Origin of the sequence: Microcystis sp. M179S2, from assembly GCF_020245805.1 — a bacterium.
Taxonomy (GTDB): Bacteria; Cyanobacteriota; Cyanobacteriia; order Cyanobacteriales; family Microcystaceae; genus Microcystis; species Microcystis aeruginosa.
The window spans coordinates 1-13,346 of record NZ_JADBUE010000157.1 but is presented as its reverse complement, the minus strand read 5'-3'; the positions used below and the strand labels follow the sequence as shown (position 1 = coordinate 13,346).

The 13,346-nt window shown below is 42.3% G+C and carries 16 protein-coding genes and 1 pseudogene; 10 read left to right on the top strand and 7 right to left on the bottom strand.

All coding sequences use genetic code 11. The features are described from left to right. From IM500_RS09385 to IM500_RS09380, 3 genes and pseudogenes are all read right to left on the bottom strand, one after another. On the bottom strand, positions 1 to 264 hold a 264-nt coding region (locus IM500_RS09385), incomplete at its 3' end, for an iron-sulfur cluster assembly accessory protein (RefSeq protein ID WP_287738183.1). Positions 265 to 365: 101 nt separating this feature from the next. Further along, a pseudogene (locus IM500_RS24745) lies at positions 366 to 470 on the bottom strand (WecB/TagA/CpsF family glycosyltransferase); the annotation flags it as partial. A gap of 137 nt (positions 471 to 607) precedes the next feature. Then, the gene (locus IM500_RS09380) at positions 608 to 997 is read right to left on the bottom strand and encodes a DUF8738 domain-containing protein (RefSeq protein WP_190721921.1); all 390 of its coding nucleotides are present in this window, start codon (positions 995 to 997) and stop codon (positions 608 to 610) included. A gap of 211 nt (positions 998 to 1,208) precedes the next feature. Here IM500_RS09380 and IM500_RS09375 point away from each other — a divergent pair, with 211 nt between their 5' ends. The 4 genes from IM500_RS09375 to IM500_RS09360 all read left to right on the top strand — a co-directional run bounded on the left by IM500_RS09375 (position 1,209) and on the right by IM500_RS09360 (position 5,494). Next, entirely contained in the window at positions 1,209 to 1,550 is a 342-nt protein-coding gene (locus IM500_RS09375; RefSeq protein WP_002767360.1) for a phage holin family protein, read from the top strand. Positions 1,551 to 2,290: 740 nt separating this feature from the next. Further along, entirely contained in the window at positions 2,291 to 3,037 is a 747-nt protein-coding gene (locus IM500_RS09370; RefSeq protein WP_287738182.1) for a TRAFAC clade GTPase domain-containing protein, read from the top strand. Positions 3,038 to 3,291: 254 nt separating this feature from the next. Beyond that, complete coding sequence (locus IM500_RS09365; RefSeq protein WP_190721926.1) at positions 3,292 to 4,380, top strand: roadblock/LC7 domain-containing protein; 1,089 nt, start codon at positions 3,292 to 3,294, stop codon at positions 4,378 to 4,380. 187 nt (positions 4,381 to 4,567) lie between these two features. After that, on the top strand, positions 4,568 to 5,494 hold the full coding sequence (locus tag IM500_RS09360) for an RluA family pseudouridine synthase (RefSeq protein WP_287732288.1): 927 nt from the start codon (positions 4,568 to 4,570) through the stop codon (positions 5,492 to 5,494). Here IM500_RS09360 and bioU read toward each other — a convergent pair. Beyond that, entirely contained in the window at positions 5,491 to 6,492 is a 1,002-nt protein-coding gene (bioU, locus tag IM500_RS09355) for a (S)-8-amino-7-oxononanoate synthase BioU (protein WP_287738181.1), read from the bottom strand. The genes IM500_RS09360 and bioU overlap by 4 nt on opposite strands. A gap of 310 nt (positions 6,493 to 6,802) precedes the next feature. Between bioU and IM500_RS09350 the strand changes: the two genes are divergently transcribed. The 6 genes from IM500_RS09350 (at position 6,803) to IM500_RS09325 (ending at position 10,376) form a co-directional block, all read left to right on the top strand. Beyond that, complete coding sequence (locus tag IM500_RS09350) at positions 6,803 to 7,018, top strand: DUF2997 domain-containing protein (RefSeq protein WP_002762645.1); 216 nt, start codon at positions 6,803 to 6,805, stop codon at positions 7,016 to 7,018. Positions 7,019 to 7,062: 44 nt separating this feature from the next. Beyond that, the gene (locus IM500_RS09345) at positions 7,063 to 7,449 is read left to right on the top strand and encodes a DUF1257 domain-containing protein (protein ID WP_002762644.1); all 387 of its coding nucleotides are present in this window, start codon (positions 7,063 to 7,065) and stop codon (positions 7,447 to 7,449) included. Next, positions 7,449 to 7,856 carry a ferredoxin gene (locus tag IM500_RS09340; RefSeq protein ID WP_002734255.1) on the top strand — a complete coding sequence of 136 codons (408 nt, stop codon included), beginning with the start codon at positions 7,449 to 7,451 and terminating at the stop codon, positions 7,854 to 7,856. Before IM500_RS09345 ends, IM500_RS09340 begins: the two co-directional genes overlap by 1 nt. A 115-nt stretch (positions 7,857 to 7,971) precedes the next feature. After that, a complete protein-coding gene (locus tag IM500_RS09335; protein WP_287738180.1) occupies positions 7,972 to 8,274 on the top strand; it encodes a hypothetical protein in 303 nt (100 codons plus the stop codon). 173 nt (positions 8,275 to 8,447) lie between these two features. Further along, entirely contained in the window at positions 8,448 to 8,687 is a 240-nt protein-coding gene (locus tag IM500_RS09330; RefSeq protein WP_002773190.1) for a DUF2442 domain-containing protein, read from the top strand. A gap of 972 nt (positions 8,688 to 9,659) precedes the next feature. Beyond that, positions 9,660 to 10,376 carry a potassium channel family protein gene (locus IM500_RS09325; protein ID WP_002795987.1) on the top strand — a complete coding sequence of 239 codons (717 nt, stop codon included), beginning with the start codon at positions 9,660 to 9,662 and terminating at the stop codon, positions 10,374 to 10,376. Here the strand turns inward: IM500_RS09325 and IM500_RS09320 are convergent. The 3 genes from IM500_RS09320 to IM500_RS09310 all read right to left on the bottom strand — a co-directional run. Beyond that, entirely contained in the window at positions 10,333 to 11,961 is a 1,629-nt protein-coding gene (locus IM500_RS09320) for a cation:proton antiporter (protein ID WP_147071007.1), read from the bottom strand. The genes IM500_RS09325 and IM500_RS09320 overlap by 44 nt on opposite strands. Positions 11,962 to 12,253: 292 nt before the next feature. After that, entirely contained in the window at positions 12,254 to 12,901 is a 648-nt protein-coding gene (locus IM500_RS09315) for a Uma2 family endonuclease (protein WP_190721933.1), read from the bottom strand. Positions 12,902 to 13,002: 101 nt separating this feature from the next. Beyond that, on the bottom strand, positions 13,003 to 13,346 hold a 344-nt coding region (locus tag IM500_RS09310; protein ID WP_287738179.1), incomplete at its 5' end, for a Uma2 family endonuclease.

Sequence of the window (13,346 nt, the reverse complement as noted above, 5' to 3'; positions counted from 1 at the left end):
TAACATGAGACCGTAGAGATAGAGCAGACTTTTTTGATCAGAGACAATTTTAAAGCCATCGTAATCGAAAACCTCATCTTGGGGGCCAATATTGCTAGGATGCTCAAAATCCATCATATAGGACATTCCCGAACAACCACCCTGACGCACACCCACGCGCAGACATAAATCCTTGCCCTGTTGCTCTTTGAGCGTGGTAAGGTGTTTGAGGGCAGCCTCACTGAGTAAAATTCCTTTTCCTTGAATCTGAGTAGCTTGTGTCATCTTTAGCAGGAACTCCTAAACGCAGTTGAAGGGGACATATAAAACTTTACCTTCTCCCATCCATCTTAACGATAGTTGAGGGCTGATGACTGGATTACTTCTTACTTTTCCCAGTCTCGCAGGAGTTTTAGGGCAAAAAGAAGCAAAAAACTGGGATTATTAATTAAATATGGTTGCCAGAGACGACTAGGTTCTTGAAACAAACCATAGAGCCATTCTCAGCCGATTTTCGTCACCCAACGGGGTGCTTGAGACAATTCGCCTTCCGGGAGGATGATAATCAAATCAGGAAAACGCTGCCTTGGGGATGCCGAAAAAGCAGCCGGAAAAGAGCCAAAGAAATTCACTTTTCTAAGCGGAGATTAGTGCCGCTGCTATCGGTGCGATAAACCCAAGTTTTTTGCTTATCAGTCAGAACAATTCGCCATCCTTGCACCAATGCTTGAGTACAGAATTCTCCCGGTTTAGCTAATCCTAAACAACCATCGGGCCAGGTTTGTGGTTGTGCTGCTTGAATTTGCAAGCGATTAACCGATATCTTGGTTTTCCGACTCAAATCTTGACGGGTAGCGGCGATGACCGAATTAGGTGGCTCAGGAGATGCTAAACTGGGTGGCGCTAAGAGGAGAGAAAGCAGGCTCATTAGCATGAAAATGCCAGTTGATACCAGAATAATTCTCGTTTTACCGATTGGTACTTGCTGGCTTTGGCTAAAATTTTTTCTAGATATCATCTTTAGTGCTGCCTCTTTCCGGGGGGTGATAGTCCGAGCGAATCCTCCTGTTTATAACCAGTGTAACCGATACTATGTTCCCGCTCTGGTTTTCGAGCAGCGGCAGCAGTCAATGTCGGTTTTCGTTGTCATCTCCTGAAGACTTCCGTCTCTTTAAGTGGCGATGGCGATTAGAATAGATGAGGATGAACTATCTTAGATGGATGGACTTATGTTATCTTTTTTCCTCCGTTGGTTGATTACCGCCGTCTCTTTATTGATTACAGCGCGAATAGTACCCGGTATAGAAATTAAAGATTTTACCGTGGCTTTGATAGCTGCTGTCGCTTTGGGTTTAATTAATGCTATTATTAGACCCCTGTTGATTCTTTTTACCCTGCCTTTAACTATTTTGACCCTAGGGTTATTTATTTTTGTGGTTAATGCCATTTCCTTTTCTTTAGCCTCCTATTTTATCAGTGGCTTTGAGGTAAAATCATTTTTTGCTGCTTTATTCGGTTCGATCGTGGTTTCGATCATTTCAGGAGTTCTCAATGGTTTTTTTGTTGAATAAAGTGACCAATAATTCGGTTAATTAGTCAGCAATCCTCTGTTTAAAACAGCTTGGCTTACTCTGATCTAGAGACGTTGATTATAACAACGTCTCTCTGGTTTTTGGTAAATAGCGATAGTTTTTATTTGAGAATCAGGGAATTAAATTGACAAAAAGATTGACAAAAATTATCGTTTGTGTTAAACAAGTTATATCGATTATTTACCAGAGGGCTTTAGGGTATGTTTATTATTTTATGTATGAGATCGCTTAGAACTACACCCAGAAAATCCCTACGGATTTAAGTGGGTGGGTGGAATTAAATATAAGATGAACGTAGGTTGGGTTGAAGCATGAAACCCAACGCCAGATTATGTTACGCTACCGCTAACCCATCCTACAAATAATTGTGCCTCCCTACTTACCGTGGCTTTTGTCGTTAAAAATCAGGAAAATTTAATCCCAAGATTTCCATCTCAAGCACCGAGAGCAAGTTCAATTACTATTAGAATAGTAACTTTTTGTGAAGATTTGGCTAACCGGGATGATCCGATCAGACAAAACAAATATAATCATCTTAATTAGATGACTAATAAGCTTTCTTAACCATCTTTCCAGACAGCATAACTACAAGAGTGTAGCAGGGGATTGTTGAGCTAAGGAGATTAACTAATCTCAAGTCAATTTTTCTTGTCTGTGTTGGCTTGAGAGACACAATCATCGCAGCAAAAGTTTTTTTCATTCAATTTAGAGGTTTTAAAATGACTAATAATCAGGAAAATCTTAGCCAAGAAAACAAAATTTATACAGTTCTCAGTATCGGTCAAAGAGGAGCAGGAAAAACAGTTTTCCTAGCGGCATCTTATCAGACTTTCAAAAATCAAGCAACTTCGGGAAATCCGGCTAATATTGTCTTCAGAACTCAAGAGGAAGAAAGCGAAGAAGATATTGAAAAAATTCTCAATTATGTCGCTAGAACAGGTCAATATCCCCCCGCCACTTTAAAAATCAGTAACTTTGATTTTAGTTTAGAGAAAAAAAGCGGTGATCGCTCGGATAAAATAGCGACAATTCGCTGGTGGGATATACCCGGAGAAAGTTGTCAAATCTATAATTTAGCCTTTGTCAATATGGCTTTACAGGCTAATGCTTGTTTACTGTTTTTAGAAGCAGCAAGTTTATTAAATGATTCAGACAAGCATAATAATTACCTGAAAATTTTTCAAACCTTGATCGAGATAATTAACCATAATAAAACTAGGTTTAATTTAGGCATTATTATCAGCAAATGCGATCTAGTTGTCTCTGACCAAAAATGCTGGCAAAACCTACAATTAAAAGTCAAAGAATTAGAGCAAAAACTGCGAGAGCAAAAAGTTAATCACCGTTTTTTTTACTCAACAGTTTTAATTGATTCCCAGCAAGGCACACTGCAAGCAAATCAAGCTTTAGACTCCCTATCTTGGTTATTGTCTCAAATCGATCGACAACTGGTAAACTTTTCCTAAATGACCAGCACTATATCCGATCCATTTACAGCAAGATTAGTAAAAAAATCTCTCAAAAATCTGCTGACTGCCTTATAACAGTCATCTTAATGGTGAGGTGTGAAGTTTTCGTTTTGGGGAGTCGGCACCAAATTAGGTGACAGTTCATCTTGAGGAGAAATGCCGTCAAATATCTCCCCAAAAACTAGAAACAAGACACAATTGTGTGAAAATTATTTATAATAGCCCACAAAAGTGCTTAAAGGTTACAGATCATGTCCTTGCTCGTTGAACAACTGATTTATAGCAGTTTCTCACAACTGGGATTTAAATATATCGCTAGTGTCAATGTCCCCCTAGGGATTCAACAGTTTTTTTATCAACATATAGTCTCTCAGTTATGGGACACCTATAATCCTCCAGACAGGAAATTTAAAGGAGTCTATATCTATCAAATTGACTCCCATAACACCCTCTTTGGTTGGTTAATTAACGATGGTAAGGATGAATTTGGTCGTGGGGACATCCCCTACTTTCATTGTTATTATTTACAGGAACTACTCGACTCGAAACAACTGTTTAAAATCCTTGCCTGTCTAGAAGCAGGCCCCCTAAAACGTATTTTCAGAGATGAGGCTAAAATCTCCCTTGACCCCGTAATTTTAGCCGACAATTATCAGGCAAATGCCTTTGAATTAGGGATTAAACTTTCTAAAGATATTCGTCTGTTTAGCCAACGGCAACTGCGGGAAGGAAAACCTCTACAATGGTTTGTCTCCTCGAAAGAAACCAAAGAACGACAACGACCACATCCCACCGATAATAACTATGATAACTCTAAAAATACCTTACCTAGTGAACCAAATTATAAGGTAGAAATTGCCAAAATCCTGCAAGAATTAGCCGAAAAACCGCTCGCTATTGAGGGGATCATGCTTGTTTCTCCCCAGGGTCAACCTTTGACTGATTCCATCGGCATGGAACACAATAGTGCTTTAATCTTAGCAGGAACAATGCTCTATCTTGTCAATAACACAAAAGAGGAATTAAGCTGGTCTGATCTGGAACAAATTGCTATTCGCAGTCCCCAGGGTCATCTGATCTTAACCCCTTGCAGTGACCAAGCTTTTCTTTTAGTGAAAACTGGCAAAACGATCACGGGATTGTTAGAGGTAGAAATCCAGAAAACTCGCTCAAAATTAGCAAAAATTCTCGCTATCTCTAACCCCACCCCCGAAACTCCTCTCTTAAATCCCACAGTTAATCCCCTCCTTGATTCCGTTGTAGAAGAATTCGAGATCGTCCTCGAAACCGAAGATAATAACAATGCAGATATTCGTTACCGGGGCAGACCAATTCAGTAATCAGTAATCAGTAATCAGCAATCAGGAGTCAGGAGATTATTTTTATTTATTCTCCCCAATTCCTAATTCCTAATTCCTAATTCATAATTCCCCATCTCCCACCTCCCCACTTCCCACTCCCCGCTCCCTGCTCCCCTCTCCCTTCTCCCCCTTCCCCTACACCCTACACCCTGATAACTAAAAACCGATGAACCAATTAAACTTAGAAGTTGCGGGAAAAAAAGAACGTTTAGATGCTTGGATGGGGTCACAATTGCCCGATTTATCGAGATCGAGGCTGCAAAAACTGATAGAACAGGGATATATACAGTTAAATGGTCAAATTTGCACTAATAAAAATACTAAAGTTGGTCAAGGTGATCGCTTAAAGATTACCATTCCCGACAGTCAACCCCTGCAATTAACCGCCGAGGCGATCGAGCTTGATATTCTTTACGAAGACGACTATCTGATTATTATCAATAAACCTGCCGATTTAGTGGTTCATCCGGCTCCCGGCCACGAATCGGGAACCTTGGTCAACGCTTTACTGCATCACTGCCCGAATTTAGCTGGAATTGGTGGAATTCAACGCCCCGGTATAGTCCACCGCTTAGATAAGGATACCACGGGTGCGATCGTTATTGCCAAAACCGACCAGGCCCATCAACACCTACAGGCACAATTAAAAACCAAAACTGCCCGCCGGGAATACATCGCCCTCGTCCACGGTGTCCCCAAAAGCGAAACAGGTACAATTGATCTGCCGATCGGTCGTCACCGCAGCGATCGGCAAAAGATGGCTATTATTGCCGTGGAAAAAGGCGGTAGAAATGCCGTCACTCACTGGCAAGTCAAGGAAAGACTGGGCAACTACACCTTAATGGAATTTCGCCTAGAAACTGGCAGAACTCATCAAATTCGCGTTCATAGCAGCCAAATCGGTCATCCGATTCTTGGGGATCCCCTCTATAGTTCAGGTCGTTCCATCGGGATTAATCTACCCGGGCAATTACTCCATGCCCATCGTTTAATTTTAGTACATCCGGTCACGGGAGAGAGCCTAGAAGCGATCGCTCCCTTACCCGCTATTTTCCCGAAAGTTTTAGCTATTTTACGGCAGAGAAACCCCTAGCGCACAAATTGCGGCATAATCTCCGCTGCTGTCCATAATCCGTAGATACCGCGACGATGTAGGGAAACCCCCGCTTTCAGATAACCGAAAGCCGGCCCGCAGACATTAGCCGCCATACTGGTTTCATCACCTAAAGTGAAGGTATGGGTGGAAATTTTGCCTTCAAAAGTCCGCCCCGTGACTTTAACATTGGTACTCAAGGGCTTTTTCGGGTTGCGCGTATCCACCACACCCCCGACGGAAACCCGATCGCGTCCACAGATTCCGGCTAATTCCAGCATAATATCGTCCGCGTGTTCCATGTTTTCGAGGCTGAGAATGCCATTGGTTTTATTTAACAGCATTTCCACTTCCGCGTCACTCATCTGGTGGGCTGTTTCTGGGTTGTAACCGGGTAAATGGGCGATATCTTCGCGAATAGTGGCACGATAAGCCTCCCAGTTGGCAATTCCCACGCCGAAGGTAATTTTAACGCTATGAATCTCTGCATAACTCTGGGCAGCTAGGGCAGCGGCAGCAGTTAACAGTCCGGGGGTAGCGCCGCAGCCGGTCATGTAGGTGATGCCGGCGGCTTCTAGGTCTGCTTGTAGTGCTAAGATTTGTTCCATGGCGCTGGTACGTTTGAGCGCATCGACTAAAACCCCGCGCCAACCCAAGCGAATGAAAGTTTTAGCGATATCGGCCATGAAATTGTTGGGTAAATTCGGCAGGGCGAGAAAATAGCCTTCTACGTCGGCAGTTTTGATTAATTCCTCGATACTGTTTTGGCTGAGACTGCCGTAATTTTCCAGATAACCGATCGAACCCCGGTCATGATAAATTTTGTTACAGGTATTGACATCTAGACCGTCTTTGTGGTAAGCAAAACCGGCTTTATCGGCGGCGGCAGTCCAGAGCATTTCCTGTTTGGGGGCGAGAATTCTAGCGGCGGCCTGTCCCAAACCACCAAAACCTAAAACACCGATCCGAAGGTGATCGCTGGCTATTTGTTTATTCATATCTGTTCTGATTCCTATAGACAAAATTCTATGATCTCGGCGGTCGTGGTTCGCCGTTGCATCTCCTTTATTTTCAATTTATCGCTTCAGGTCGTCTTTTTTGTGTAGTTTTGTTAAATTGTGCCTCCTGGGTCAAGGTTCGCCCTTGACGATGAAGAAAAGTTACGGGAAACTTACAAACAATTAGAGTAGTTGGGTTACAGAATATAAAGTTTTGCTAAAATTTTAACCAGATTGCTACGATTAGCAAACTATCGTAAATTAAAACGATAGGGAGCTTTGCAAACCCCAGATCACGCCGAGAAGAGCTATGAGCATGGAAAGCCTAGAGTTTATCATCTATCCCGATGGTCGCGTTATGGAAAAGGTGACAGGCATAGTCGGTTCATCTTGTCAAGAGGTGACGGCGGCGATCGAGGCACAACTCGGGCAGCTGATGTCTCAAGAGAAAACCTCGGATTATTACCATCAAACCGTCAGCCAGTCAGAGAAAGTCAGCAACGAAGCCACTTTTAGCGACTGGTAATTTTTCATCTTTCCCGATCCCTTTATTTAAGCCACTGAAAAACCATGTCACACTTTAGCAATATCAAAACCAAAATCCGCGATCTATCCTACCTAAAAGCCGCCCTGAGCGATATGGGGATGGAATGGAAAGAGGGTTCCCACCCCGTCAAAGGTTATCAAGGTCAAACTTTAACCGCAGAGGTGGTAATCGAGCAAGATAACAATTACGATATCGGTTTTCGCTGGAATGGTAACGAGTACGAGTTAGTTGCGGATTTGCAATACTGGCAACAACCCCTAACCGTAGAAGGATTTTTAAGAAAAGTAAATCAAGGTTATGCCTACCACACCATCCTGGCAGAAACTGCTAAACAGGGTTTTCAGGTGGCAGCACAGGAAAAAAATACTGATGGTTCCATTCGTCTAGTGGTACAACGTTGGAGTGCCTAATGGCTGATTTTTCTCCCGAACGCTCTGGTTTTGAACCAGAGTTAGGGGGATTCCTAAGAGATTCCCCTGATCGCACCGGTTTTGAACCCGAATTGGGCGGTTTACTGCGCCAGAAAGCGGTTTACGTCGATGAGGTCACTTGTATTGGTTGTAAACACTGCGCCCACGTTGCCCCCAATACCTTTTTTATTGAAGGCGAATACGGTCGCTCTCGCGTCTATAATCAGGACGGTGACGAAGAAGAAATTATTCAAGAAGCGATCGAGACTTGTCCAGTTAACTGTATTCACTGGGTTAATTATAATAATTTGCAATTCCTTGAGGAAGAACGCAAACATCAAGTGATTAAACAGTTAGGTTTTCCTCAGATTCACAAGAAATTTAGCCCCGCAGATTTAGATATCTAGGGTGGATAGGTACAGCCTCATCCACCTATTATTTCCTAGAAGTTATGGCAGCGGCTCCCGATCGAATCCGCTACAGTTCTCAGGGGAAATAATCCTATCTCGGATTTTAACGACAATGAACACCCAACTGATTGATTCTCTCGCGCGAATTATTCTCTCTCTCTCCGAGGAAGAAAGAGAGTTACTGAATCGGAAAATTGAGAGCGAACAACGGGAAAATTGGCAGATTAACGCTCAAATTTTGGATTTAGAAACCCGTGTCAAGCAATACGAAAATCAATATCGCATGAGTTCGGAAGAATTCTATCCTAGATTTCGTTCTGGTGAGCTAGGGGACGCTATGGATTATTTCGAGTGGAATGTTTATTATGAAATGCTATTGGCAGCTAGAAAAGAGATAAGTTTACGATCGAATTAGATGGAGATAGCCGATTATATTCCCCTAGTTAAACGGAAATTATCCGAGAGTTCGATTGTGAACTCTTTCGCGATTGTCGATGAAAGAATTTTATTCGATCGAGGCTATTTCCGAGCGAGAGTCCTTCGATTTCAGGACAACAACTGTATAAAATTGAACCACTGAGATAAATCATGAATCCTAGAGTTAAAGAAGTTATCCCTTTGCCAAACTATCAATTACAACTCATCTTTACTAATGAAGAAAAGAAAATTTATGATTGTTCACCACTGCTCGATTTTGGCATCTTTCAAGAACTTAAAAACAAACAGTATTTTAATCAAGTAAAAATTTTAGATGGTACGGTAACTTGGCCGAACGAACAAGATATCTGTCCGGATACTCTCTATCTTGACTCCATTTCCCAAACCTAGAACAGTTCGATCGAGGAAACCCGACAACTTCGCATAAAATTTAGGAAGCATGAAAAGTAACGCTCCCACTGATCAGATTTTCTTTCGCTACAGCCTTTCTCAGAGAGATGAGGTTAGTTATTGTCGCTAAAATACTTGATGAGTAAGGATTAATCTGTACTTCATCTCTAGGAGAAAGAGTGAGAAATTTTCTATTTACCCGGTGATTGCTGTGGGAAGGGAAAAGTTAGAGGCAATCGGGGCAAAATGATAAGTATTCTATATACAAACACCTTCAATACTTAAAAATATTTAAATTTACAATTAGTAATATTTATTTTTACTTAAGAATTTATTGAGAATAATTTCTATTTATTTACGAGATAGCAATACTTCCAGCGATTCTGGTATAATTTTGCATTATGCTATGGTGGCTTTCCTTTGTCTTTTTTGGAATTTTTAAGGTCTAGCTTGCCTTGAAACCATTGCTAAATCTAGACTTTCCCTTTTAGCCAAACCAAACACTTTCGCCAATTATCCCTTTTTTCCCCAACAACGTTGATCTAATTTTTGTGTAGTTTTGTTGCAAAGTCAAAATTTTTTTGACAAAATGCCCGAATTGTGGTAAAGACGAAATGACGGGATTTAGCATCATCTCTAGTTCCAATGTTTCCTAAAACCAGAGACTTCCTGCCTCACCCTTAAGATAACTGCTAGAGTTGTTTTTTCTTGTATTTGAATTGATCAAAATAAATTTATTTGATGTTGTCTGTGGAGATTTTTTGGGTAAGTAGCTGGTTATAATCTAATTGAAACCACTTAATTAAGTAGCTGGTTATAATTAAATTAAAAATGGATTTTAGGTTCGATCCCCCCTGCCCCCCTTGATAAGGGGGGTGCCGATAGGCGGGGGGATCCCCCTGAATAAGGGGGCATCTGATAATTTTTAACGCCTACCTACTTAGGCAGTATTTTGTTAAGTAAAGAGCCGCTATGTACGTTTTAATTGGTGGGGCGGGAATGGTGGGGCTAGGTTTAGCCCAACAACTTTTAGACTTGGGACACACCGTCGCCATCGTTGATGTGGATCCTTTAGCTTGTCGGTTTGCCCGGGAAAAAATTGGTGTCATGGCCTTTGAGGGGAGTGCCGTCAGCACGAAAGTTCTGCTGGAGGCGGGGATTCGACAAGCTAAGGCGGTTGTTGCCGCCCTGAGAGACGATGCCATGAATCTAGCCCTAGTCACCCTGTCTAGAAGTTATGGCATTTCCCATATTGTGGTAAGAATGTGCGATCGCGAATTTCTCGAGGCCTATCGTCTTGCTGGAGCTAGTCACATCATCAGCACGATTGATTTAGCCGTTGTCACCATGGCCAATGCGATCGAATACCCCGAAGTAGAATCGATGATGCACTTTGAACAGGGGCAAGTGGAGGTGCTAAAGCTGCCGGTCCCCAGGGATTGTTATGTAGCTGGGCGTACCGTTGCCCAAATCGCTCAAGATGCCAACTTTCCGACCGGTTCGCTGATTATTGGCTATCAGTGTCACGCTTCTGCCAGTTTAGAGATTCCCAACGGGAATACCGTCCTAGAAGCAGACTCAACTATTCTGGTGGTCACTCGTCCGGAATACGTCAAACCGATGATCGATTACCTCGGCATTCAAACTAATCATCGTCCAACGATAGAAGTTTCTCATCCAAACCTTTAACGTAAGATTGTACTAAATTTTCTGGTACAATGCGTTTGCGAAGTGCATCGCTCAAGGCTGCCTTCTCAGCGAGGAACAATCGTCGTCGAATGGCATCTAGTTGACCGTTGTTAGGCTCCATTTGCCCCGATCGAGACTGATTATAAGCATCCCGCAGCACCCGTTCCGATACCGCCACTTTTGCCTGATAAGATGCCCACAGTTCTTCGTACACTGCTTTCGGTAAAACGCCGGATTTCAGTAAATTGGCTAACTCATCTTGTGCCGCTTTCGACGCGATCAACTGCAGCTGTAACTGTCCAATCTCCCGTGTTACTGCCGAAACCTGACTAATATCGAGCTTTTTAATTAGCCAGGGTAAGGCTAATCCTTGGATGACCAGAGAAAATAACACAGCCCCAAAGACTAGCTCGATGATCAATTCCCGTCCTGTTAGAGTCAAAGGAATAGCAACCGCTAGGGCCATGGAGAGGGAACCCTTGATGTTGCCCAAAATCAGAATATGTTGCCAGCGCAAGGGGATCGGTCGATCAATCCAGCGAAGTACCCATAGTAAAGAATACACTGACAGAATACGCCCCAATTGATAAGCCAAAATGACCAGCACAATCGATGGCAAGGTTTGCCATAGGGTCAAGGGGTTGATTTCAATACCAATAAGCAGAAAAATAAAGGTATTGACGATAAAACCGGCGTATTCCCAAAAACTGATCAGGGTAATGCGATCGGATGCAGAGGCGCTGCGAGGCAGCCCCAAGTTACCAAAGACAAGTCCGGCAATAACTACCGCTACCGCTCCCGATACACCCAAAAACTGCCCGAGTTGAAAAGCTCCCAAGGCAAGCGCAACCGTAAGCAACAGACTACTCAGCGGCTCCCGTAAGCGCACATAGATGGGCAGACACAGATAGCCTAGGACAGCGCCCACTAATCCCCCACCCAGAGCAACGATCAACACTTCCTTGATGACTTGTGTGGTGCTGATGGTTCCAGTCGCGTAAATCACCAAGAGCAAATTGAAGGTGACGAGTGCGGCTGCATCATTAAATAGTGTTTCCCCTTCCACAATAGTGGAGAGCCTAGAGGGAACCCGAATTTCTTTAAAGACGGCAATCATCGAGACAGTATCGGTGTTTGCTAGAATCACTCCCACCAGTAAGGCGGGAATCCAATCTAGCCCTAGGCCAAATTTTACCAAAACTGCAATAATCGCCGCAGAAAAAACCGAGCCGGGTCCTGCCAGCAGTGCGATCGGTTTAAAGGTACTGCGAAGACGACTGATATCGGTATTAATCGCCGCTTCAAAAATCAGAATCGGCAGAAAAAGGTTAAGCACTAAAAACGGATCTAAGCCAATACGACGAGATAAAAGATCGGTGATCGGTAATCCTGCTAAGACTAAACCTGCCACATAGGAAATGCGTAATCGCTGGGTTACTAGAGCAACGGCAGTGGCAATCAGTAGCAGCAGGATCAAGACAAGAACCAGTTCAGGAATGTCTCCCACCGTTTGGCTGTTGACAGCAGAATTGCTATCGAAGGATTTTTGTTGTGCTGCCCAGGCTACTAATAATTCTCCCCTCATAGGACGATTTTACCGACAATTAAGAACTTGGCTATTTTTATAATATAAGGGAAATTATGGCAGTCACAGCCTTTCTCAGAAAGATGAGGTTAGTTATTGTTGCTAAAATACTTGATGAGTAAGGATTAATCTGTACTTCATCTCTAGGAGAAAGAGTGAGAAATTTTCTATTTACCCAGTGATTACTGTGGGGAGGGAAAAGTTAGAGGCAATCGGGGCAAAATGATAAGTATTTTATCTGCAAATACCTTCAATACTTAAAAATATTTAAATTCACAATTGGTAATATTTATTAACTAAAATTCTCTAAAGCTTCAAATTGACGTAAGGCAAGACTAGAACCTTGCTTCCAGCCTAATTCTACATAATAGGGAAAAAGTTTCTTGATATTTATATCGGGAAAGAGACGACTATTTTCGCTTTCTTGATAACCGTCTTCTCTGAACAGATATATTTTTAATTCTTCCCGACGATAAACCCACAATTCGGGTATTTTCAGCAATTGATAGGCCTCTATATCAGTCAGAGAAGTAAAGTCCACTTCTATAGCTAAATCGGGAGGAGGATCAACAGTTAAATCAATTCTCTCTTTGCCTAAAATTGCCTGTCTATTATCAATATAAAAACAAGTATCTGGCTCTACTCCTGCTTCCCCCGATATTTTCAAGGTAATCGGATCAAAACATTGCCAGTCTTTGCCTTGGCGACGGAGGATAATTTTTACTAAATCCCGTAATGTATCAACACGATTGCCATGACTTGGTAAGGGAGACATAAGCCGAATTTCTTGAGTTTTGCGATTAAAATAGAGTTTAGGATAGGTTTTTTGGAGACGTAAACTCAGTAATCTTTCGTAATCTTCCCAAGTCTGATGGGGAAAAATAACTTGACTGCCTGGAGATAAAGATAAAGTATTTTCGTTGAGAGTAATTAGTAGCATTTTGATAATTATTTTTGGATTGTCAGATCCCCCCGCCTATCGGCACCCCCCTTATTAAGGGGGGCAGGGGGGATTAAGCTCACTTTTATACAAAAAGTGTTTTAACTAAAATTCTCTAAAGCTTCAAACTGACGTAAAGCAAGACTAGAACCTTGATTCCAGCCTAATTCTACATAATAGGGTAAAAGTTTCTTGATATTTATATCGGGAAAGAGACGACTATTTTCGCTTTCTTGATAACCGTCTTCTCTGAACAGATATATTTTCAATTCTTCCCGACGATAAACCCACAATTCGGGTATTTTCAGCAATTGATAGGCCTCTACATCAGTCAGAGAAGTAAAGTCCACTTCTATAGCTAAATCGGGAGGAGGATCAACAGTTAAATCAATTCTCTCTTTGCCTAAAATTGCCTGTCTATTATCAATATAAAAACAAGTATCTG